The 22,759-nt window shown below is 47.1% G+C and carries 15 protein-coding genes; 7 read left to right on the forward strand and 8 right to left on the reverse strand.

The genetic code is table 11. From position 1 onward, the window contains the following. Window positions 1-78: 78 nt before the first annotated feature. The 4 genes from tnpC to H5336_RS02255 all read right to left on the reverse strand — a co-directional run bounded on the left by tnpC (window position 79) and on the right by H5336_RS02255 (window position 4,053). The gene (tnpC, locus tag H5336_RS02240; RefSeq protein WP_185231013.1) at window positions 79-1,575 is read right to left on the reverse strand and encodes an IS66 family transposase; all 1,497 of its coding nucleotides are present in this window, start codon (window positions 1,573-1,575) and stop codon (window positions 79-81) included. A 20-nt stretch (window positions 1,576-1,595) separates the two neighbouring features. Next, complete coding sequence (tnpB, locus tag H5336_RS02245) at window positions 1,596-1,952, reverse strand: IS66 family insertion sequence element accessory protein TnpB (protein WP_185231015.1); 357 nt, start codon at window positions 1,950-1,952, stop codon at window positions 1,596-1,598. Then, a complete protein-coding gene (gene tnpA, locus H5336_RS02250) occupies window positions 1,949-2,236 on the reverse strand; it encodes an IS66 family insertion sequence element accessory protein TnpA (protein ID WP_185231017.1) in 288 nt (95 codons plus the stop codon). The genes tnpB and tnpA overlap by 4 nt, the downstream gene beginning before the upstream one ends. Before the next feature lie 191 nt (window positions 2,237-2,427). After that, a complete protein-coding gene (locus tag H5336_RS02255; RefSeq protein ID WP_185231019.1) occupies window positions 2,428-4,053 on the reverse strand; it encodes a caspase family protein in 1,626 nt (541 codons plus the stop codon). A gap of 132 nt (window positions 4,054-4,185) precedes the next feature. Here H5336_RS02255 and H5336_RS02260 point away from each other — a divergent pair, with 132 nt between their 5' ends. Further along, window positions 4,186-4,986 carry a dienelactone hydrolase family protein gene (locus tag H5336_RS02260; protein WP_185231021.1) on the forward strand — a complete coding sequence of 267 codons (801 nt, stop codon included), beginning with the start codon at window positions 4,186-4,188 and terminating at the stop codon, window positions 4,984-4,986. A 163-nt stretch (window positions 4,987-5,149) separates the two neighbouring features. Here the strand turns inward: H5336_RS02260 and H5336_RS02265 are convergent, their stop codons facing one another. After that, window positions 5,150-6,691, reverse strand: a complete 1,542-nt coding sequence (locus tag H5336_RS02265) for a serine/threonine-protein kinase (protein WP_185231023.1) — start codon at window positions 6,689-6,691, stop codon at window positions 5,150-5,152. A 318-nt stretch (window positions 6,692-7,009) separates the two neighbouring features. Between H5336_RS02265 and H5336_RS02270 the strand changes: the two genes are divergently transcribed. The 6 genes from H5336_RS02270 to H5336_RS02295 all read left to right on the forward strand — a co-directional run bounded on the left by H5336_RS02270 (window position 7,010) and on the right by H5336_RS02295 (window position 18,001). Then, window positions 7,010-8,500 carry an autotransporter outer membrane beta-barrel domain-containing protein gene (locus tag H5336_RS02270; RefSeq protein WP_185231025.1) on the forward strand — a complete coding sequence of 497 codons (1,491 nt, stop codon included), beginning with the start codon at window positions 7,010-7,012 and terminating at the stop codon, window positions 8,498-8,500. 30 nt (window positions 8,501-8,530) lie between these two features. Next, window positions 8,531-12,670: a fibronectin type III domain-containing protein gene (locus tag H5336_RS02275; RefSeq protein WP_185231027.1), complete on the forward strand. Its 4,140-nt coding sequence runs from the start codon at window positions 8,531-8,533 to the stop codon at window positions 12,668-12,670. A 497-nt stretch (window positions 12,671-13,167) separates the two neighbouring features. Continuing rightward, window positions 13,168-14,205, forward strand: coding sequence for a hypothetical protein (locus H5336_RS02280; RefSeq protein ID WP_185231029.1), 1,038 nt, complete (start codon window positions 13,168-13,170; stop codon window positions 14,203-14,205). A gap of 456 nt (window positions 14,206-14,661) precedes the next feature. After that, entirely contained in the window at window positions 14,662-16,080 is a 1,419-nt protein-coding gene (locus H5336_RS02285; RefSeq protein WP_185231031.1) for an ATP-binding protein, read from the forward strand. 7 nt (window positions 16,081-16,087) lie between these two features. Beyond that, window positions 16,088-16,777, forward strand: coding sequence for a response regulator (locus H5336_RS02290; RefSeq protein ID WP_185231033.1), 690 nt, complete (start codon window positions 16,088-16,090; stop codon window positions 16,775-16,777). A gap of 195 nt (window positions 16,778-16,972) precedes the next feature. Next, a complete protein-coding gene (locus H5336_RS02295; protein ID WP_185231036.1) occupies window positions 16,973-18,001 on the forward strand; it encodes a DUF4405 domain-containing protein in 1,029 nt (342 codons plus the stop codon). 251 nt (window positions 18,002-18,252) lie between these two features. On the opposite strand, the gene H5336_RS02300 is transcribed toward H5336_RS02295, so the two are convergent. The 3 genes from H5336_RS02300 to H5336_RS02310 form a co-directional block, all read right to left on the reverse strand. Next, window positions 18,253-19,083: a formylglycine-generating enzyme family protein gene (locus tag H5336_RS02300; RefSeq protein WP_185231038.1), complete on the reverse strand. Its 831-nt coding sequence runs from the start codon at window positions 19,081-19,083 to the stop codon at window positions 18,253-18,255. Between the two features lie 122 nt (window positions 19,084-19,205). Beyond that, the gene (locus H5336_RS22795; RefSeq protein ID WP_246439001.1) at window positions 19,206-20,687 is read right to left on the reverse strand and encodes a glycoside hydrolase family 11 protein; all 1,482 of its coding nucleotides are present in this window, start codon (window positions 20,685-20,687) and stop codon (window positions 19,206-19,208) included. A 1,095-nt stretch (window positions 20,688-21,782) separates the two neighbouring features. Further along, window positions 21,783-22,715, reverse strand: coding sequence for a sugar phosphate isomerase family (locus H5336_RS02310; protein ID WP_185231040.1), 933 nt, complete (start codon window positions 22,713-22,715; stop codon window positions 21,783-21,785). Between the last annotated feature and the right edge of the window lie 44 nt (window positions 22,716-22,759).

Consider the following 22,759-nt stretch of genomic DNA (forward strand, 5'->3'; position numbering starts at 1 on the left):
GAATGTTATTTTATTTGTAAGGAAATGCTTATGCTCGCTGTGCAGGCACTAGGGTGTAAGCGCCAAACCAACCACACCCTAACCAAGCTGGACATTCCAAGGCAACAATCCCTCAATCTGCTCAACATTTTGCGCATTGGGTAGTTCTTCAAAAATATGTTGCAAATAGTCGTACGTATTCAGGTCGTTAGCCTTGGCTGTTTCTATCAGACTGTAAAGATTTGCGCTAGCTTTAGCGCCCGCCTGACTCTTACTGAACATCCAGTTTTTGCGACCAATAGCAAAGGGGCGTATTGCACGTTCGGCAGCATTATTATCGATGGGATAGCACCCATCTTCCAGGTAGGCGATTAATCGATCCCACTGGTTGTTCAGGTACACCAATGCTATACCGAGTTTTGTTTTCGGTGCCACCGACTGTAAGCTTTTATCCAACCATTCTTTGATTTTGTCGAGGATGGGTTTTGCCTGCTCTTGGCGAACTTGGTAGCGTTTATCCGGTGGTTCGTCCTTTATTTTCTTTTCAATCGCGTACAGCTTGTGGATATAGGCTAAGGCTTGATCAGCTTTGCCTGTTTTACCCTTTTTCTGTAAATTTTGAGCCTCTTTGAACTTTCTTCTGGCATGAGCCCAGCAACCTAAGCGGGTAATACCGTACTCATCACAGGCTTTTTGGTACCACTCGTAGCCGTCGACCATAATGGCGGTATTTTCGGCGCTAAGTAGCTCGATGGGTACCCGTTGCCCTCGGTTATCCGCATAGTGGAATACGCAAACCGACTGTGGACCTGTGCTGGTCATTACCCACATGTAGCTTTTGCTTTGTGCGGTCTTTCCCGGCTCTTCCAATACCTGTAGTGTGGTTTCATCCATGTGGATGTACGGTGGCTTGTGGAGGTAATCAATTAACAGGTTGATAAGGGGCTGTGTCAGCTCACCACACTTCACCATCCAGTTCGCCATATTAGTTCTGTCCAGCTCTATGCCGATTCGTTTGAATATCTCGCTTTGACGGTATAAAGGTAAAGCATCCGCATATTTTTGCACCGCGATGTAAGCGAGTAGACTGGGGCTGGCGATACTTTTTTCGATAGGCTGTTTGGGCTTGCCTGCCGTTACAATGTGATTGTCACAGCAGGGACAGGCATATTTTAGTCGCTTGTGGCGAACCACTTTGATTTTAGCGGGGATGATTTCCAGTTGTTCATGGTCTTCGCTGCCAATGATATTAAGAGTGCTGCCATCGTGAGGGCAGACTTTTTCCGTTTCGGTGATGTCGTGAATGATGTCTTCACGGGGAAGGTTGTCGGGTATAGTAACGCGAGGCTTACGCTTGCGAGTATAACTTTTTACAGTGGTGCTATCGCTTTCGGCGGCCTCAACTTCAACTACACATGCTTCGGCTTCGTTAAATAAGCCTAGCTGATCAGCCGATATTTTTTCACTAGAAGATCCAAAGCGTTTGCTCAGCAGGTGTTTAAGCTGTTCGTTTAATACGGCGATTTGCGTATCGCGCGCGGCAATCTTTTCGCGCAATAAATCATTTTCTTTCTGTAAAGCCGCCGCATATTTCATAGCGGCTATTATACAAAATATTAGGCCACCTCGGTGAATTTTAACTGCTTATGTGGTCTAAATTTAGCAAAGTCAAAACCCCGCAATAACCAATCCCATTGCTCGTAGGTAATTGATGCGGTTGCAAGCGGGTCTTTACTCGGCCACTTAAATTTGTCCTTCTCTAGGCGTTTCTGCCACAGGGCAAAACCCGTACTGTCCCAATAGAGCACTTTGAGCTGACTGCGGTTTCTATTGCAAAACACGAACAACGCCTGGCTGTATACATCCAACTCCATCTCCTCACTCACGATAACCGCTAGGCCATTGATCGCTTTGCGAAAGTCTACTGGGTCGCGGTGCAGGTATATGGGAATCGCATTGGACCACTGGATCATGCGAGGGACTTAATCAATGATACAAAGGAAGGAATAGACATGGCTGGTGGGCAATGAACTTTACAGTTGCCCACTTCGAGGACAAGCCCCTGCCGCGAGTAAAGTTCAGGCTGTACAACCACATGCGCGAACGCACTGTCTTCCTGCGCTTTGAGCTTGGAAAGCTTTAAGTTGAAATATTTTGGATTGAGGTCGTGTTGCTTGCAAAATTCGACTTGCGATAGGCCTGACCGCTCGAATTCTGCGAAAAGTTGGGGCCAGTTGTAGGTGCGGCGCTTGGACATGATAGCCTCCTTAGTAATGGAGACTATAGGTTATTATGTTAATGTCGCGCCTTGTAGGGTGTGGTTGGATTGGCGCTTACACTAGGGTTATAGAACAGTCCGCCATAGGCGCATTGTGAATGCCCTTCTTTATTCTAGAGGAAAGCAGAGGCGCCCTTAAGGGCGCCTCTCATAATTAATTTCTAACCACGCTAACCGGCTGAGTTAACGGGAACAAAAAAGAAGTCCCCTACTTCATGTCCTGCGCCTTTCATCGCTTTAAACTCAGGCTGTTGATCAAAACCAACGGATTTTGCACCGGCTTCCACCTTGCCTTTTAACTGGGTGTATAAATCTGGGCCAGCCATTATCTTCTGATTGTTTTCGAGCACATCGATAAATGCGCGAGCAAATACCGAGTGGCCGTTTCCGGCATTATCCAAAACGGGTTTGTCGGCACCAGACGAAAGCAGTAGCCTCGCTTTTTTAGACAGTTTGTAACGCATGTACTCGTCATCGTAATGCGCTTTATCACCAAGGAAAAGATAACCCGGCGCACTGGAAAGCAACCCGGCGTAACAAGAGTCGGCGACAACCATAATTCGCTTGGCTTTTAAGCGCGCCAGGTGGCGAGTAATGAATTCATTCGACACCCAGAAGGTATCGGTGGGCGGAGGGTCCGCATTGACAGGCAACCAATAACCGCTTTCCAAATCACCCGATTGAATACGACTGCCATGACCTGCGTAGTAAATAAGTAAGTTGTCATTTTCGCCAACGGTATCATTCAGATCGTTGATAGCCTGCATAACCGCAATATTACTAGCATCCAATAATACCCGAACCGAGAAGCCGTATTTATTTTCCAATAAATCTGCCACGCGACTTGCATCGTATCTGGGTGAATTGAGCTTATCTAATCGATGATAATCTTGATTACCAATCACCAAGGCATAGTATTTGCCAAACTTGCTTTCGCGCTCGTTCGAAAAATCCTCCTGGTCTCTTTCGGTAAAGCCAGAAGGCGCCGTTGGCTTTCTAAATACAGGTAAAGATGCGTAGTGCTTACGCGCATCTAACTGTTCGGTTTGAATATCGGCAATCCATTTTTTTAACTGTGCAATCTGATCTTGTAATGCCGTGTCTTCTTCGGCCAGCTTCAAATTGGATTGCAACTGATCAACCTGTTGGCCCAGCAATTTAATTTGTGAGTCTTTCGCGGTAATTTGTTGCTGTAACTGATCACGTAATGCTTTCTGTTGCTCGTAGGCGGCAGATTGGAAAATAACGTCGTCTTCCGGCATGCCCCAAGCCTTTCGGTACAAGTTCAGTGCCCTGAGCATATCTTTTTCAACGCCCAAGCCCTGCTCATAGAGTGTACCTAAATTAAATTGCCCACGCGCATTACCCTGTTCCGCTGCCTTGTTATACCAAACAGCCGCTGCGGTGTAATTAGGTTTGCCACCGTGCCCCTGCTCGAAGATTTCACCCACATTCGCTTGCGCGTCGGCATCACCGGCTTCAGCGGCTGCCATCCATACATTTAGTGCGGTTTTATAGTCGGCCCGATCGTAAGCAACAAACTCACCACCGCGAATACCACAGTCGGCAGCGGTTGTTCTTGTGGGCCTGCGAGGTGTTACGTAGGTTGAATTGCCAAGGCGGCGAACCTGTCCAGGCAGTAAACAATCAACAACCTGCAGGCCTTCAACCATAGATGCAGCGGTAGAAGGCTCACTATCGTCAACGGTAGCAATACTTCCACCACAAGCCACCAACAGGAGTGAAACAAGGAATAAAGCAGGTTGCTGTAATAACTTTGGGGAGTACAATCGCATAAATTATCCTTTTATTATGTCGACCAGTATTTGGCGAGGCAGTATAGCGGCTAACACATCAAAATACATGACGTGTTAGCCGTGATATGAAGATCATCTTTTACGCGCTTTTTATCACGGTAGGGAACCACATTGAAACTCTCTTTGCTATTGCTGACGATCGTTCTGCTTGTAAATTGTGCGACCGGGCTACACACAACACCGTCACTAATCGAAAAAAACGCGCTAGCCCAAACCGTAATACCTGGGCACCCATTCGACCACAAGATTTTCCACAATAGCGCGAGGGCAAATAACAACACCCTCCACCTCTACATTGCGGGCGATGGAATACCCTGGATAGAAGGGAAGCATATTGCAGCCAACCCGACGCCAAATAAAAGTTTGGCGCTTAACTTAATGGCAGTGGATACCCATAATGCCGTACTCATTGGCCGCCCCTGCTACTTTGAGATGGAAAACGCTAGAAACTGCCAGCCAGACCTTTGGACGTTTGCGCGATTTTCGCAAGACGTCGTTTCCAGCATGCTGAAAGCAACGAATGAATGGCTGGAAATCCACCCACACAGCAACATAATAGTGATTGGTTATAGTGGCGGCGGTACCCTAGCGATGCTTTTAGCCCCGCACATACCCAATGTTACGGCCGTGGTAACGATTGCGGGAAACCTGAACATTGAGCACTGGACCAAGGAACATGATTACCTACCGCTTAATCAATCTATTGACCCAATCAGTAGCAAGCCGCCGCCAGCACAAATAAAACAAGTGCATATTATTGGTGGCAAAGATAAGAACGTAACAGCAGAAATCACTCTTTCCTATGTTCACAAACACGGTGGTATTATTTGGCGCTACCCCGAATTCAACCACTACTGTTGCTGGCTGGATGAATGGCCACGCATTTTACAGCGATTAGAGACTGAATTATAAGCGGATATTTAGCCGCAGAATGCGGCCGTAAAATTGATCCGCTTTTAGCGCTGCACACCAGAAAATTGCGGCTTAACACTACCCATAAACCCGACATTAATAAACATAAGCACCGAAATAAACATAAGCACCGATAAACCTGAAAAATAACTTTATCTTATTTTTAATTACTTTCTAGTAATTCCGCTTTGTAGGCCAATAGCTCTCCATTCGACGCCAGAGAATCATACTCCAACAACACATTAATTTGTTGGAGCTTTTCTTCTTTAGAGCTAAGAGAGGCTTTTCTCGCGATACCAAGCACTTTATCTACAACCGCCTCTAAACCTTTCATTGCGCGTATATTGCGCGGGTGCAATTGATAAACGGCGTTGTAATGGTAAATTGCGCCGTTAATATCACCAAATTTTCGTGCTTCTTCAGCCAAGCTAATCGATTCGTTAATACTATCTTGGGTGTTTGCATTGAGTTCCGAAAATGGAACCGCAGGGCCATTCTCTTCTGTGCTTTGAAAAACCACCACAACACCTAGTGCAATAACAACAACTAACAATGAAGCCGCTATAAGCTTGAATGAAGAAGAGGCTTCAAATTGCTTAGTAAATACAATAGCATCCGCAATACGCTCCCCGCGCTTTAGCGCAACAGCCGCCTTAATAGCCTGCGCTTGCCGCTGCTTCAAACCTTTTAGTACCGGCGGGTGTAAACGCTTTTTCTGCACTTCAAGCGCGGTCATACGCTGGTAGGGGTGGGAGCCGGTTAACAGCTCATAAGCAATTAAACCCAAGGCATAAATATCATCGCTGGGATGCGGCTCATCGCGCTCAAACATTTCATAGCTTGCGTAAGTCGGTGTCAGCCCGCCCAGCTCACCCGCATCAAAAACTGTTTGCTCAGAGGCCTGATAGTCCTCAACAGATGACGCTGCCCGAGCAATACCAAAATCGAGTACTTTAACGGTGCCCTCGTCGGTAAGAAAAATATTACCCGGCTTTAAATCGGAGTGAACAATGCCCTTGGAGTGCGCATAAGCTAAACCTTTCGCGACTTCCCCAATAATACGTAACGCCTCGTTTTTGTCCACGCCGCCTGGGTTATTACGAATCAGCACGTCTAGGGGTGAGCCCCTTAACTCCTCCATGGTCATAAAAACGGTGGCTCCGTCACGATCAAAATCGTACACGGTAATAATATTGGGGTGCGCCAAGGTTTGTGACTTGCGCGCCTCACGCTGCAAGGCAACAAAACCCTTCGGGTGACCAGCGAAATCGCCGCCAAGCACTTTTACAGCCACGTACGGGTTTTTGTCTTCGGCTTCCAGCTTACGTTTATCGATAGCCCGGTACACGTGGCTCATGCCTCCACGCCCAAGTAGATCGGTCATTTCAAAACGGTTTTTTAAGGTATCGCCAACAGAAATAAAGGCTCCACTCTCGCCAGGCGCATATTCGCCAGCAACATAGGCGGCAGGTCCATAAGCGGCCGGTTTAACACGCGTTGCATCATCGGGCTCGGGTGCTTTTAGGCGGGTTGCATCAACGGAGGCTGGCGCTTTCAGGCGCGTTGCATCTTCCGAACTGGGGTCTTTGAGTCTCGTTCGATCCTCCTCCGCTTTACTAGCGCGAGGTACGGGCCGTACCTTTGATTTATCGGCATCAGGCCGGATACGGGTAGTGGCATCGAACACGCCTTTATCTTTACTCATGTAATTGGCTTCCACTCCTGTCCATCAACTCGGTCACAATGGTGGCCATTGTTCTATTAATTGGCAACACACGCAATGTACCCGGCCTACAAAATCGACAATTAAATGAGCCTAGTAGAGGGAATGTAAACAAGACTAATACGTGCTAGCATTTGGCCCGATTCAGCCCGATAATGGCGCGCGTATTGTCTTTCATAGCGCTCAAATCAGGCCTTTAGAAGGAATCTAATTGGAACAACCTAAAGCAATAAAGGGTTCCACACTACTTATTGGCCCGAAGTACCCCCGTTTAGGGCCGCGATAACGGACTATTTCCCCATGAAAAAACCACCCGCTCTTACCTTTACCGCCAAGTGCCTCACCCTCACTTTTACATTGGCGGCAAGCCACTTGAGCTACGCCGATTTATCCGACCTAGAAGGTGAGTTCACATCACAACTGGAGGAGTATTCCGCCGCTTCCGTGCAGGGGACCTATGCGGTTCTACAGGAACATGGCTGCACCGACGAACAACGCGGCGCTACACAGGCCTGCGATGAAGCCACCTTTCGAACCTGGAGTACCGTGCGCGAGCTGGTTCATACCGCCAACGACTTAACGGGCGCTGGGCCTACGCTGTATAGCTTAGGGCTGGACCTTGAAGGTTTGGGCTTTGCCATGCGTTGGACCGCCGGCGAGGAATTTTCTACCCAGGGCGATATGTCTACCAACTTCCTTCGTGGCCAAATGACAGGATTAGCCAGCCGTATGACAGCACTTCGCGGCGGCACCGGTAGTATTGCCATGGGTGCGACGAATCAAAACAACCTCATTGCCCTTGGACACGAAGGCCCGCTCGGCGGCGGTGCGGGCAGCGACTTAAATGCTCAATGGTCACGCTGGGGGTTCTTTCTGAATGCCGATTACACCAGCGGTGATCGCACGGCCACCGAACGAGAAGACGCCTTCGACTTCGACGGCACCGCCATTAACACCGGCGTAGATTATCGTTTCTCTCTCAATTGGGTGGGCGGGGTTATGCTGGGGCACCAGAGTGAAACCGTGGAGTTCGACCCCAATCAAAGTATTGTCGAAGGTACCGTTGATATGACCGGGCTGTCCTTGCAACCCTATATGCTATATAGCGGCGAACGCTTATTTTTTAGTGCCGCTGTCGGCTTTCAAAGCATGGACTTCGATACTGAACGCACGATCTCCTACCCTTCGTTAAACCCGCAAATAGAAAGTACCGATACCGTCGCTATTAGCGGCACTAGCGCATCATCCTATACCTTCAGTTCTACCTTGGGTTATAGCTTTTTCCAACACAGTGCTTTTGGTATGGAACCGTTTGTTGCGCTTAACTATCGCAGTGTTTCCGTTGACGGCTATAGCGAAACCGACATTGAAAATGAAGGCCATGCATTCATCGTGGCAGAGCAATCGTTTGGTTCCACAGAATCCACACTGGGACTGAAATTTAATTACCTACTCACACCGAATTACGGTGTTTTTATCCCTTATGTGGATATTGAATACCGCACCCAGCACGATACCGCCCCTCGTCAAATTAATGCCCAATATGTGGATGTTGCTGACATCGTTGCAGGCGAATCAGCAACCGTTTTCTCCTTGCCCACCGACGAACTCGACAGCAACTACATGACCTTCACCGTTGGTATGTCCGCCGTATTAAGAGGCTCTAGCCAGAAAAACGCCGACGGCGCTGCCAGCGGTGGGCTGCAAGCCTTTATCCAATATAGAGAATTTATCAATTTAGAGTATTACAACCAAAGCCAGATCTCTGGTGGTTTACGTTACGAATTCTAATTTTACTCATTGGCATATAAGGACATAACCATGATGCACTCAAGACTGGTTTTTATACTCACGCTACTGCTAGCTGCGTACGGCCTCGCAGGCTGTAAAAAAGAAAACACAAACACCGATAAACCCCCGATCGCCAGCCTCACAATTCTGGGAACCGCAATCACTAACAACACGTTTGTGACGCGTTCAGGCAGTGATGTTTTAGTGAGCGCAAAAGACAGTGAAGGCGTAGACGACCCTATCCTCACCTACGAATTCACGGCCATATCAGTCAATAATACCGATCTCGAACTGGCGGATATCAACACTTCACTGCTGGAACGTACACGCAATACAAAAGCGTTCAAGACACCTGAAGTAGATAAAGAAACGGTAATTGAATTTCAACTCACCGTTTCAGACTCCGACCAAGTAGAGCGAAGCACAACAGCAACCTTGGTGATTCTTCCCACTCAAGATGCGGATGTTTTTCTCACTCAAAAAGCCGTTAACGACCCGGAGCACAACACCTATTTACTCGCCGTTGCTCTCGACCTTGCAGAAGCTGAAATATCAGCGTCAAACTACACCGTATTAATCGAAAATTTCGCTGAATGGTCGCCCGCGTTTCCCCACACCGACTGTCAGTACGGTGCATCAAACAATTTGTGCCGACGTTTAATCAGTAGCGAAATCGTCAGTGGTGAATGGCAAGCGGGTTTAACCTTCGAGCAGGTTAACGCCGAAACCGCAGCTAACGCTTACTTTAACCCTCGCCACCGTATCGACATGCCCTTTATTGATGTTGATGAGATTAACCGTCACTACGATATTGGTGCAGCCTGTGAAACGAACGAACTGCGCTGCATGCGGTTGGAGCTAGATAAAATCGACCAAGCGCAAACGGTACAACAGTTTTCCTTTGTCAGCGCCAGCAGTCATGCCCGCCTGTTGATTCTGGAAAAAGACAGCGAGCAATATGTGGATTCCGGCCTGCTATGGCTTAGCACGCGCAGCGACGATAGCACCCAGAACGTGGATGTCGACCTTATTCGTCGCTCACAAAATATTGAAAGCTTTGCCTCTGCCAATGCCTACTACCGCATGATTGACCCACTAGACCAGGCAACCACTCTAACGGACTGGCTGAACCACAGAGGCTTTGTTGCTGGCGTAGAAAGCGAACCCAATTTCGCTCACGCCACCTACGTGAATAATTATGACCTTGGCTTTGGTCGCGATATGGTTATGCGCAAAGACGACTGCGGAAACGTCTACAGCTATGTGGATAATTACCCCACCCTAGAACTCGCACTCCAGCATCGCAATAGCTTCGCCACCGTTGTTATGGAATACAGCTCATCCAACACCGCGCTTACGTGCAACCAGCAAGACACTAAGTTTGTAAAGTTTTATGCCTATGTGCCCAATGATTTTACCGGCGAGATGGTGCGCGCAAGCAGCATGAATTTTGATGGTCGCGGTGAAAAATATATGCCGGGCGTTTGTACTGTTTGTCATGGCGGTACGCCCTACAATACCAATAACGCCATGAACCCCGCGAGCGTTGTCGAATTTGTCAGTACGCTCGCTGACGACGCCAACATTATCGCCGCCGTGGATGCTCTCGACAGTGAGCGTGTCGCCACTATGGCGAACCTCAACGCCACCTTTATGCCGTTTGATCTCAATGCTTTTCTTTATGCAGAAGAGGACGACCTCAACCTCACAGACCCTTACCTCAATTCGAGCTTGCTGACCAACATCGACACCGCCAGCTACTCAAAAGAAAACCAGCTCGGCGCGTTCCGACAGTTCAACAAGAACGTACTCTCCACCTATTTAGATGCGCGCAACAACGAAACCGAAACAAACAACGAGACCGAAATAAACAACAACGAGGGCGACGAATCTTCCCGCTGGGACGCCCCGATTAATTTAATCAATAGTTGGTACAACACCAGTATTGACAACCTAGAACAACTCGACACTATTGATACCCAGAATTTCCATGGCGATGCCGTGCTACCGGGCTGGGAAAATCAGACCGATATCTATCACGATGTTTTTGCCAAATACTGCCGCGCTTGCCATATTCAGACCGATCAAACGCGCGTGAACTTCGCTACAGCGGAAGAGTTTCTGGGCGAAATTGACATAGAAACAGGGTTGCCGGCCAATTTCAGTAAAGTGGTGGAACAAGTGCTTTCTCGCGGACAAATGCCCGCGGCACGCTTAACCTACGACCGCTTCTGGGCAGACTTCAACGGCAATACCGCTTCCGCCGGAGAACAGCTAGTGGATGTACTGACCCAGTACGACCCCGGTTTAGCGCAAACACCACTTACGTCTATTGTCAGTATCGATGCGGTTATTCAGGACAACAACAATAAACCCTCCGCCAACCTTGATGGCAGTGCCAATGGCACCGATCAGCAAATCCGCATACTGGCTAGCGGCCTCATCGACACCGCCTTTGAATGGGAACTGACTAACGACTGCAGCGAAGATACCTTCCTGCACGGTGCAAAAACCACCGCAGCCAGTTTTGTAACCGCCACATCGCCTTGCCAACACCGTATAAGCTTGGCCATAAATGGCGAAGAGCAAGACACCCAAACCATTCTGGTCGACCGCAAACCCGTCACCCGAGAACTCACCTACACCACCAACTTAGGTCCCAACGATACCGCCGAGGCGGTTGCCAATTATGTTCCAGGCGATGGCACACTCACACTCGACCTACTCGCCAACCCGTTATTCAGCGAGGCCGATTTTGGCGATGGCAGTGTGCAAGTGGTCATCAACCATGGCGCAGAGCCCTTCGGTTTAACCATAAATAATGCCGTGCAGTTAGATGCAAACGGGCACGCGCAGGTATTACTGAGTAATCGCGTTCCGGCAGAAGCCACTGAAATACGTTTTCAATACCAGCTTCAAGATCTGTCCCCAAACGATCAACCTTCAATCGCAGAGGCTACCGGTTTAGTTACTATTCAAGTGGCACCCATAAGCCTGGAGATCAACACGGATACACTATCAGATTCCTCCGTCGGTTTTTCCTGGGCATCAAACCCCGAAGGTCTTACAGCAGAAACCATTAATATCTATCGCATGACCGGCAACCAAGCAGCTGCACTCGAAGCAGCCGTGGATGCGGGTACCGCAACACCTTTGGCAACCCTCACCAATTGCCATGTGAATAACGCGAATGTTTGCACTGGTGGCTTCTCGGCCACAAGCTATACCGACACCAGCGTATCGGCCGGTAATAGCTATACCTACGTTGTGGCAGCCGTGCTAACAACTGAGCCCGACAACAACAATGCAGCAAGCATACGTACCCCCGCGCTCGTCGAGGCGGTGGTAACCCAGCCGGTACTTGCGCTCACACCGCAATCCAATGCACCTACCGAAATGAATATTAGCTGGAGTGCACCTTCAGGTTTGGAAACGGGCACCTACACACTCTTACGCTGTAACCGTAGCAACGGTGCGAGCTGTGAACCGAGCGACGTATTGTTTTCTGGCACCTGCGCACAATCCGTCAATTGTAACGCCAATAATTGGAACCTGGACGACAGTGGCTTAGTCGCTAATAACCGCTATGCCTATCGTATCGAGGTCACCAGTGGCATTACCCATTCAGCTTCCAGCGTAGAAGACGCCGCCACCTACCCCGCTCCCGCCAATGCCGTATCGGTTGGCTCAGCCAGTAGCACCGGTGTTTTGTTTAGCTGGGCTAGCAATGGTAATAACACCACCGGCTTAAGCTATCGCATTAGCGAAGTGTCAGATACCGGCAACTGCTTTAGCGGCCCACTGACCATTAACGGAAACCTAACCAGCACCACGGCCAATTTCAGTTGCCCCGATAATGTACAACTGCAGATACAAGCACGCGGTTTAGATGGTCAAAATGCTTCCGCAAGTACTTTTGCTTCCGCCCGGCGGTTAGTCACCAAAACCGATGTTGAAAACGAAGCGGATGTAGTGGCATCGGTATGTAACGATTGTCATACCGCAGCCGTAGCCAAGACGCGCCTAGACAGTTTTGCCGCTGACTGTAGCCTTGATGGCGCGAACACCATCACCGGCTGTACCGTGGCAACGGAAACACTCATGAATGGACAAACCCTCACCAACAATTCATTTACCCAATACTTTAAGCGTTGGTTAAATGGCGATTAAACGAAAAAAAACAGCTAATTAACAGCGAGAATACGCCTAAAAAATAAACACACCCCGGTTAAGAACCGGGGTGTGTTTATAGACCATTAGCCTACCTTCAATAGCTTTGGGGAATTAGCGGAAAAGGCTAGCTGTTTTTCTATTGGAGCATGCTTTGTAAACGGTTCTATATACAGCCAAAATAAGCTTCTCGGTCAATGGGGAAAATAACAATTTCCTAATCGAAATAGTTTCCCGCTACCCAATTTCATTTTTGTTATTGTGTCTGTATCATTTTCTGTTTCATTTATTTTTTAACCCTATTTGTCAAGGTTAGACTCTAAATTCGAGTCATGCCCGCGAACGCAGGCATCCATTTTCATCCCGCCAATATCGCCTAAATGCAAACGTATCAATTGTTGTGCTTTTCCCCATCGACATATAAACAATTCGACTTATACCAGATTGGTATAGGACAGAACTAACCAAAATAGGCCGGTGACTGCTAGCTTAAAGGAATGAAGGCATTAAATTCACTTTCGATCAGTTCAAGAGCTCTGTTTCGCTGGCATGACAGCAACACGCAGTTAAGTCAGGAACGGGGTCACCCCTATGCTTTAAAAGAAGGTATGTGTTTGTTTCGTGCGCCCAATTTAGAAGCACAAGACCCGTTATATTTCAAAACGATAGAAAAAGTCGCAAACAATCACAACTGGTACCGCGGCGGTGACCGCCGAGACCGAAGCCGTTCGAAGCTCCCGCAAAAACGTAACAAATGGCTACCCGCCGCTATACTCGCTTTTTCTGTAGGCGCTCTCACCATACCCCTATCCGGTGACAAATGGATAGACACCAAAAAATGGGGTATCGAAAATGGTCGTCCGATAGAAGCCACCCTACTTGCTATGGCCAAAGTCAAAGAAACCTCAATACCCTTACCAAGTTATGTAGCCCCACCAGCCAAACAAAAAAGCGAAATAATTACTAAACTCTACGATCATGTATGGCATAAAAAAATTAAAACCATTCTGCATGCACACCTCGATCCTGCCTCCAGTCACCACAATAAAATGGCCAGCGACCTTGACTCCATAGCAAGCTATTACAGCCAATACCCAAACGTTCGTGCATTAATACGTTCACTTAAATCGAACCGATGGTCATTACGCTACTCAGAGAAAACCTATGAAACACACGTGAAAGGCCGTGCTCTCAGCATTGAATCTATGAACGTTCTTTTTGACCCCAGATCCGCTGCGCAATTTAAATTTTACAATGCTTGCACGGAGAAAATACCTTTTTGTGTCGCATCACCAGCCGATGTGTTATTACACGAGTTAATACACGTTAAAAATATCATCGAAACGCCGGAAATATTCATAGCCCAAGGTGGTATGAACAACGTTATCTACCCTTTTGAACACGAGCGAAAAATCATCGACGAAGAGCGAGCCCTTTACCAATCAATGACCGTGCTCGACGGCCTACCCCGACCGCTACGAAGTGAACATACAGGCCGTCATGTGCTAGCGGCCTGCGTTACTTGCCTACACTAGCAAAGACCACTTACGCGCTTGAGCTATCGAATGAGGGGAAATAGGCGCTGATTTTTGCCGTCAGTCTAATGTGTGATTGATTTTCTCTACCGGAGCGGAGACCCTCCTGCGCCCACGAAACGCAATAGCTGATAAATTGCCAAGCAATAGAAGACAAGTGTAAAGAATGCTTCAAGGGGAACCCCCGTATAAAAAATCTTTCCCGCTCGACAGAGCGTACTTAAGCTTGTGTTAACGGATAGCTCGGCCGGTACTATCCACCGGCTGAACATATTTATGTAAGTTAAAAGGCTAGGCCCTACGGCACAGCGTTTTCAGGTTGCCGACAAACCCCACAAATCTTCACGGTTGTGTGTCGAAATGTTTCACTCCGCGGGATTGTCTGCTGGAACCAGTAGCAATTTTTCGCCAAATGACCTTCAATGGGCCTTCTCAAGGGGAGGGTTAGGTTGGCTAATGATAAGGTTTAAAGTAGGTACTAAACTATGGTTCGCATTTGTTGGCACTATCACGGTTTGCGTGCTGGCTCTTTACTTGCTATTACACAATAGTCTCCGTCAGGGTTTTCTTGACTATACCTCACAACAGTCTGTCCAGCGGCTGGAGATATTACGGGGCGCACTGGGAAATCTTTACCGAGAGGAAGGCTCATTTAAAACACTCGCCTCAGAGCCTTCTCGCTGGCTGAACCTGAAAGACATTATTTTCTCTGAAACGGATACACTGTTTGCCAATACCCCACAGCCCCATAGTGCCGCCGAGACTTCACCTCAGGCCTATTATCGGGCGTTTGTTACCAGTATAAGTTTGCAAGACGCCGATAAACAAATGCTACTTGGTGTATCCAAACCCAACCAAACGCTAAATTGGATACCTGTAACCAGTACTAATCAGTTGGTGGGATATATCAGCTTTGTTAAGCCAGTAGTAGTGAGTCGCATGCAGGATAAGCGTTTTATCCAGCAGCAATTCAAGGTGTTTAGCATTATCAGTTTGTTGGTTTTAGCCATCGCAACGTTGGTTGCTACATTGTTTTCACGACGCATCAGCCTGCCCCTTACTACGCTTGCGAAAAATGCTCAGGCACTAGCCGCAGGTGATTACTCGCGAAGAATACCGGTCGCCAGCCGCGATGAGATTGGCCAACTGTGCAATAGTTTTAATCTACTGGGTGAAGCGCTTGATGCTCACCAACAATCTCAGGCCCATTGGGTAGCTGATATTTCCCATGAAATACGTACTCCCTTGTCAGTATGGAAAATGCAGATAGAAGCCATGCAAGATGGTATAAGACCGCTTAATCAGGAGAGTTTGGCACTGCTATATGGCAAAAGCCTTGAACTAAGCAAGCTAATAGACGATTTGTTTGAACTCTCGCTTTCTGATGTGGGAGCATTGAGTTATCACAAAGACAAACTCAATATTGGGCCTTTACTTAAAACCTGTATTGAGCATTATCAGGTTAAAGCTCAGTTGGCGGGTCTAGTACTGAAAGATTGCATTGATAGCTCGCTAAACGTGTCTGTTTTAGCGGATGCCAATCGCCTGCAACAGCTGGTTAGTAACATCCTCGAAAACTCATTCCGCTATACTCATACTGGGGGACTTGTTACCGTCAAGCTCAGTGCGGATGATACGCGGGTTAACATAATAATTGATGACAGTGCGCCGGGTATTCTTGCCGGTCAAGAAGACAAGATTTTTAACCGACTATACCGTATAGAAAGCTCTCGTAGCCGTGATACCGGCGGCGCTGGTCTGGGATTGGCGATCTGTAAAAATATTGTTAGTGCACACCAGGGCACCATTACCGCAGAGCCATCCGCTCTCGGTGGATTACAAATCTGCATTGATTTACCAAGATTAGTTTTATGAGACTGTTATGTTAGCGTTACCTCAAATTTGTTTAGTTGAAGATGAAGTGGATCTAGCCAACTTATTAGCCGACTATTTAAAAGCTAGTCATTATGACGTTATTATTTTTAATCGCGGCGACGAAGCTCACAAGTGGCTGGAGGAAAATGAACCAGCACTGATAGTGCTCGATTTAATGCTCCCGGGCATGGATGGTTTACAAATTTGCAGGCATCAGCGTCAACGCTCGACTGTGCCGATTATTATGATGACTGCAAAAGTAGAGGAGATTGACCGATTGCTAGGCCTTGAGCTAGGTGCAGATGATTATGTTTGCAAGCCTGTCAGTGCCCGCGAAATGGTTGCCAGAGTCAAGGCCGTGTTACGGCGCACATACACTGCGCCGCAATCTGTTGAGCCAGCGTCACAGAGCTTAGTGGTACTCAATGAACAATATATGAGCGTGCGTATTCTTGAGCAATCCGTGGAGCTTACCGGCGTGGAATTTAAACTCTTTTCGCTGCTCTATTCACAACCCGGTAGAATATTTACCCGTCAGTATATTCTCGACAATATCTATAAGGACTATCGCATAGTGGGGGATAGAACTGTCGATGGACACATCAAAAAACTACGTAAAAAACTCAATGAGATCAATGGTCAACTTGAATTGATTCGCTCTGTGTATGGATGCGGATACAAATACGAAGCGCCATGAGTGACGCGTAAAAACGTACACTTTCTGTACACCGAATATCCTCAGTGACACATTTCTTTCACATTCTAGGCATTATTACGCCCCATTTACTCTCTAATATTTCTTGAAATCTCAGCCCAGCACTCTGGGCTTAAACTGTAGCGCAAGCTCGCCAGCTGCGACCCTGAAAATCAAATTTTTTGAATGAGATATGTCATGAATTTACGCACCATATCGACCATTACTTTATCCGTAGCTTTTGCTGTTCTGCTCGTTAGTGGTGTGCTTTTGTACGCTACACCCTACAATTATTTTGTTGGGTCTTTGCATATCTGGGGGGCCATTCTATTTTTGATGTGTATTGTTTTGCATATTAAACACAACGCCAAAACCTACAAAAACCATATGTATAAACGCCCGGGTAAGTGGTCCATGGGGCTGGCGATATTGGGCATCATCCCTATTGTAATCGCCCTGGTGTTCAAACTACCGCCCGTTGCGAGTGTTGTAACGTTAGGTTACAACCTCAAAACATCTGGGCAAGCACCGAAGCGAGAGTACACAGTAATTGATTTAACCACTAACCAAACGGCTCCCAAGATGAGTCTATTTTTTAAGGCTGGCCGCTCTTATGAGTCGGAACCGCAACCCTTATTTTTAAACCTTTCGTACACCAGTGTGCCGCAAATAGTTGTTTGGATGGAAACACTCGAAGGCAACTACATTGATACGCTTTACATAACCGGTAAAACATCCAACTCCAGTTATCGTTCACAAGACCCAGAAATTGATGTGGTACGTCGACCTGAGGCACTGCCTTATTGGAGTCACAAGCGAGGCATTATTGCCAGCGATGGGCTTTACACCCCCGACCCACACAATAGCGATCTAGATGGCATTACAGCGGCTACGCCGAAGGTAGACTATCAAGTCAAAATGAACGCACCACGCATGGGGCGCTTTAAGTTGATGGTGGAAGTGAATCGCTCCTACGACTTTAACGAATACTACAGTAAGGCCCGTTTCCCAGACGATGCGGTGTATAGTGGTACAGGTTCATCAGGGCAACCTTCATTAATTTATGAGACAGAAATCGATTCCGAAAGCCCCACACAATACCTACTGAACTTAGTCGGGCACGGCCACCATTCGGGGCAAGACGGTGTCCTCTATCAGGATCTTGATAAAGTCACCACCGCGAAGCAGATACTGGAGTTTATTGTGGTGAATGTAGATTCAAACTGATCCGTTAAATCAAACCATTCTCTGGGCTTTAGCTTGCGTAAAATGCAGGATAAAGCCCAGAGTTCTTATACACCAAAAGTACGGTAGATTGAATCGGTTTTTGGATTCCTGAATGTGATGATCGGCGCTGTCTTCTGAAATGGGGTTACAAAATGCTAATGGGTGACCTCACTAGCATCTAGCATTTTCTTTCTTGATTTGCTTTTGCTTCTATTTTATTTCGACGCTTACAAAGAACCTTTTAGACCAGACTATTTACTGCGAACAATTCGCAGGCCGGTATCGGGCCCTATTCCATTCGCATCAAATTGCCCCCGGTAAGTGAGAGCAATTGCGCGTTCACCGCTAAACCAACCACCGCCTCGCCATACACGACTGGCGCCATGACCTGCGTCACCATCATACCAATCCCAACACCACTCCCTTATATTCCCAGACATATCGTAGAGCCCCAATTCGTTAGGTTTTTTGGTGCCAACATTGTGTGGTTTATTCTCGTTGCCTTCTATTGTTATCCAACTCCACGCTCCATCCAAAGGTGCTTTACCGGAATTTTTCCAATACCAAGCGACTTCAGCTATATCATCGCTTCCGCTGAAGCTGAAGTTTTTACTTTTTTGTCCTCCACTTGCGGCATATTCCCATTCAGCTTCCGTCGGCAAGCGGTAACCGTTAGCACCCTCGTTAAGGGTAATTGTCCATTTCACAGTATCAATATAATTTGTGTTATGGGGGTCTTTGTTGGTTTTATCTATTGTGTAATAGGGGCTTAGCCCTTCACCGACACTTCGTTTGTTGCAGTACTCTATTGCGTCGTACCAACTCACCGAATCTACCGGCAAAGTATTGCCTTTAAATTTTGAAGGGTTGCTACCCATCACTTGGAGCCACTCTTCCTGGGTAGTTTCATACTTACTGATAAAAAAGTCTTCGATAGTGATTTTTTTATCAGCGTAGTTAGACTTGCTGTTGGTAAAACTCCCGCCTTTAATCAGCGCAAATTTTTCAGGTGCTTTTTGCGCACACCCACTCACAGCAGCCAAGGTGGCCAACACCAGAATGGTTAGTGTTTTTACATTCATGAGCGCTTTTTCTTATTATTCAATTTGGCATTTAGAAAAGGGTTGCCCGATTCAAACCGGACAACCCCATTGGCGATACAAGCAGTGAGATCAATTCCCGGCGGGTTCGATCTCAGGTTAGCTTAATTACAGTTTCCTAAGCGTGTCCAAGTCGCGTCGCTACCAGGAACAGAGTTTGTATACCAATTGGCTTGGTAAAGAACGCCTTGGTAAACCATGCTATCTCCACCCTCAGCGTGGTTGTACTCACCACCAGACCAGTCTTTTGCCGTCCAATTGGGGTACTCATTTACCCCGTTACAATTACTGTTACCTGTTGAGCTAGAGCTGGACGACGAGCTATTACTTGAACTGGACGACGAGCTGCTGCTTGATGAAGAGCTGGATGATCCAGAGCTGCCGCTAATTGAGCCCGTAGAAGGCGTCAGGGTAACACTATCCAGCCTCGAACCATCTTCGCGTCGCTGTATCCACAGGGTATGTGAGCCGGAGGAAACATTACTGAAAGTGGTTGGCCTTAGGGTGCCCCAACCATTGGTGGAAGTGTTGTTTTGAGTGTTCCAACTGCCGGAATCCAGCTTGTAATAAAAGGAGTCATCATTGCCGTTGGCCATATTGACCCTGATATCAAACTGAACATTGGCCGATTTCGAAAGGCTAAAGCTAATGGCAACACGACCAGACTGATTGTCTGAAGGCGAACTTAAAACTTGTGAGCCACTGTTTGGCCAAACGATGTACTGATTACCTGAAGCACCCCCATCGGTCTGAACATCAAATGGAGAAAAGCTGCCCTGACCCGATAGGCTTTCTAGTTCAACTGAATAAGCGTTAGCTCCAGTTGAGCTCGAGCTGCTGCTTGAACTGGAGCTACTACTTGAGCTGGAGCTGCTACTTGAGCTGGAGCTGCTGCCGGTACCCGCATCCCACACGGTTGCGTTCACGTGGCCGTCACTATTACCCCAGGCTTCCTGCAGCAAAATCTGATAATTGTGGCTGCTTCCCAAGCTCTTCCCACCATTTGCCCATCCCCTTGCATGATTGGCAAAGGTAATTTCATGGTCTTGCCCCAAGGGAGCCTGCGACGCGCGGGTACTAAAGAGCTGCCAGAATGTTTGCGTACCATCAATTGAAGGCTTGTTCACTTGCTGGGATCGGTGCAAATCGTATCTCACACCGTCACTGGTAATTTGGCCCATACTAATGCTGCCAGAGGGCCTAGATCCTGGCCAACGTTCTTTCACGTAGTATTCTATTAAGGGGCTGCGAGTCCATCCGTATACGGCAAAACTACCTCCGCCACCATTGTGGTTATAGACGCCAACATTATAGCCAATTACCCGGTTACTCGTACCAGTACCCCAGCCTTTACCACAGGTGTAATTGCCGTTGCTATCCCATGTGACGTCGAAATTTCCGCCTGATCCGTTCTGATAATCTACCCAGCCACTGAGGCTATTGGACTTCCATAATTGCCAATAGAAGCCGTTATCGTTGCCAGATTGGAATGAAGCGTTAGCTGCTGGTACAAGCAAAACGACACTGATTAGCACCGTCAATATGCTTTTACTCAGGCTGAAAGCATTGTTAATACGTATGCTCATAAAACCCTCTATTATTATTAAAATTTATATTTTGAATCGCTCCAGCAAGTAGGATGCTATACGACATAGGGCTGTAATACTTCAGAAAGCCGAAAAAAGCTTCAGCTACTGCTGGTGCAGTGAATCAACTTCAGAGCTTACCCCTCGGCCGAACGACCAATAGAAAGCAAAGGAATACTTGTATACCTTTTCAGTAGGGGGTCACCTTTTTAGTGCTTTTCAACCTAGTTGTCAATACTGAATGAGTAGGTTGGCGCGTATATGCCGTACAACTAGGTAGGAACTCGAAAAAAGCCTAACCCCAATTAATAGCAGCCAACACATCAACAAAAACTCCGCTGACTGCACCATGTAGTAAAACTTCTGGACAGCAACCATTAATGAAAAAGTTAGTTTGAATCGCTTTTACACTAAAGACTTTATTGGTAGTCAAGTGCAAAAACCTGTGGCTCGAAAATTCGTAATTAATAACAAAACAGGGGCCTTGTGCGGCTAGAGAAATGGTTCAAAGCATTATAGTTTTACTAATGTCGGACTGCCGCCTGGCACCCTAGAACTCACCTAAATCTTTGATTATATCAACGCTTTAACTCACAGGCCTTTGTTAATGAAAAATCTCTGACCGTCGGTATGACCTACATTGACTTAAACCCCATTCGAACTAAAACGGCAAAGACCAAAAAAATTCGGGCACCCCTCAATTAAACGCCGTATTAATTGCCTAAAACAGAAACATCTCAACCTTCTAAGCTCGTTGAGCTTATATCTATCCCAAGAGAACCAATGCCTTAGGGCCTCCCCTTTTCACTTGCAAGACTGCATTCCGATTGTGGATAATACTGGCAGAGCTAAACGTGAAAAAAACAGATTTATCAACAACAGCTTACCTCCCATTCTAGATCGGCTCAATATCTCTAACCGTGAATAGTCATAATCACCACGTAGTTTAATGCCAAATCGAAAATTTAGTTTACTGTATGAAAAAAATTAAACTTGCATCGAGGTCGTTAGGATTGCAAAAAAGACCGGCATACACCGATTGTGAATCGAAAGCTCACTAGCATTTACAACCGAGACTGAATCCAGGACTAGCCTCTACTCAACAGAATTGACCTCCAAGCTAGGCAATACAAAAGATTGGGCATTGGGATGAAACCTTACCCATAGCCCAGGGTTCGAGTTTAACTGATGTAACACTTCTTCTTTATCTGAACTTAAGCGCGTGTTAAACACGTTAGCATACGTCTGAATTTTCGCCGGCGCGGAATCGGCATCGACAACTGATTGCACCACTTTTTTGGCTTGCAATATAGCAGCCGGCCCTAACGTAAGAATGTACCCAGCAGACCGGCACTCATTCTCATCACCTTCACTAACAACACTTCCGCCCGCTTTAAACTTGCTAATATGGTGCTCTAAAATACTGCTAGATATTGGAATTAAGCCTGCAATATGGTGGCTCTGGGCACCAGAAAATGGCTTAATATACGCAAGGTGTGATGCTTGATTTTTTTCTGGGCCATGACCAATAAAAAATATATCTAAACCCCCGAGAGCGTCCAGCTTATTCAAATACTCTATAAGACCCGACTCTAAATCACTGGTATCCGTGCGCATTGGCGTAAAGCTTTTTATTTTTTTGAAAAACTCACCACCCAAAATACGCTCGAAGTCCCTAACAAAGCTAAAGCTATTGTCCATACCCATAGGCGCAAGCGCATCTTGGGTAAATACATTTAACCTGGCGAGTAGCTCGTCCTGGTCGTTTGATTTCGCTATCTCTCCGAGTAACCGGTGCAGCTCCTGTGCACCTCTTCCGCCGAGAAGGGCAATATTAATATCACCGTCTTTTGATGCCGCCGTTTTATACAGCTCATTCAGCATCGCTTTGCCAACAGCAGCTTCAGAATCAAGCACAGTTGGCTTAACACCATGATCAGTGAAATCCCAATGTTGCTCCTTTACTTGAGACAACCACACGTTATTGTTTTGTTCATATCGTGTGAACGATGCGCTATTTACATTCATAACCATTACCTTACATTCTATCGAAATTGACGCCGTGCACTGCG

Origin of the sequence: Teredinibacter franksiae (assembly GCF_014218805.1) — a bacterium.
In the GTDB taxonomy this organism is placed as follows: Bacteria; Pseudomonadota; Gammaproteobacteria; order Pseudomonadales; family Cellvibrionaceae; genus Teredinibacter; species Teredinibacter franksiae.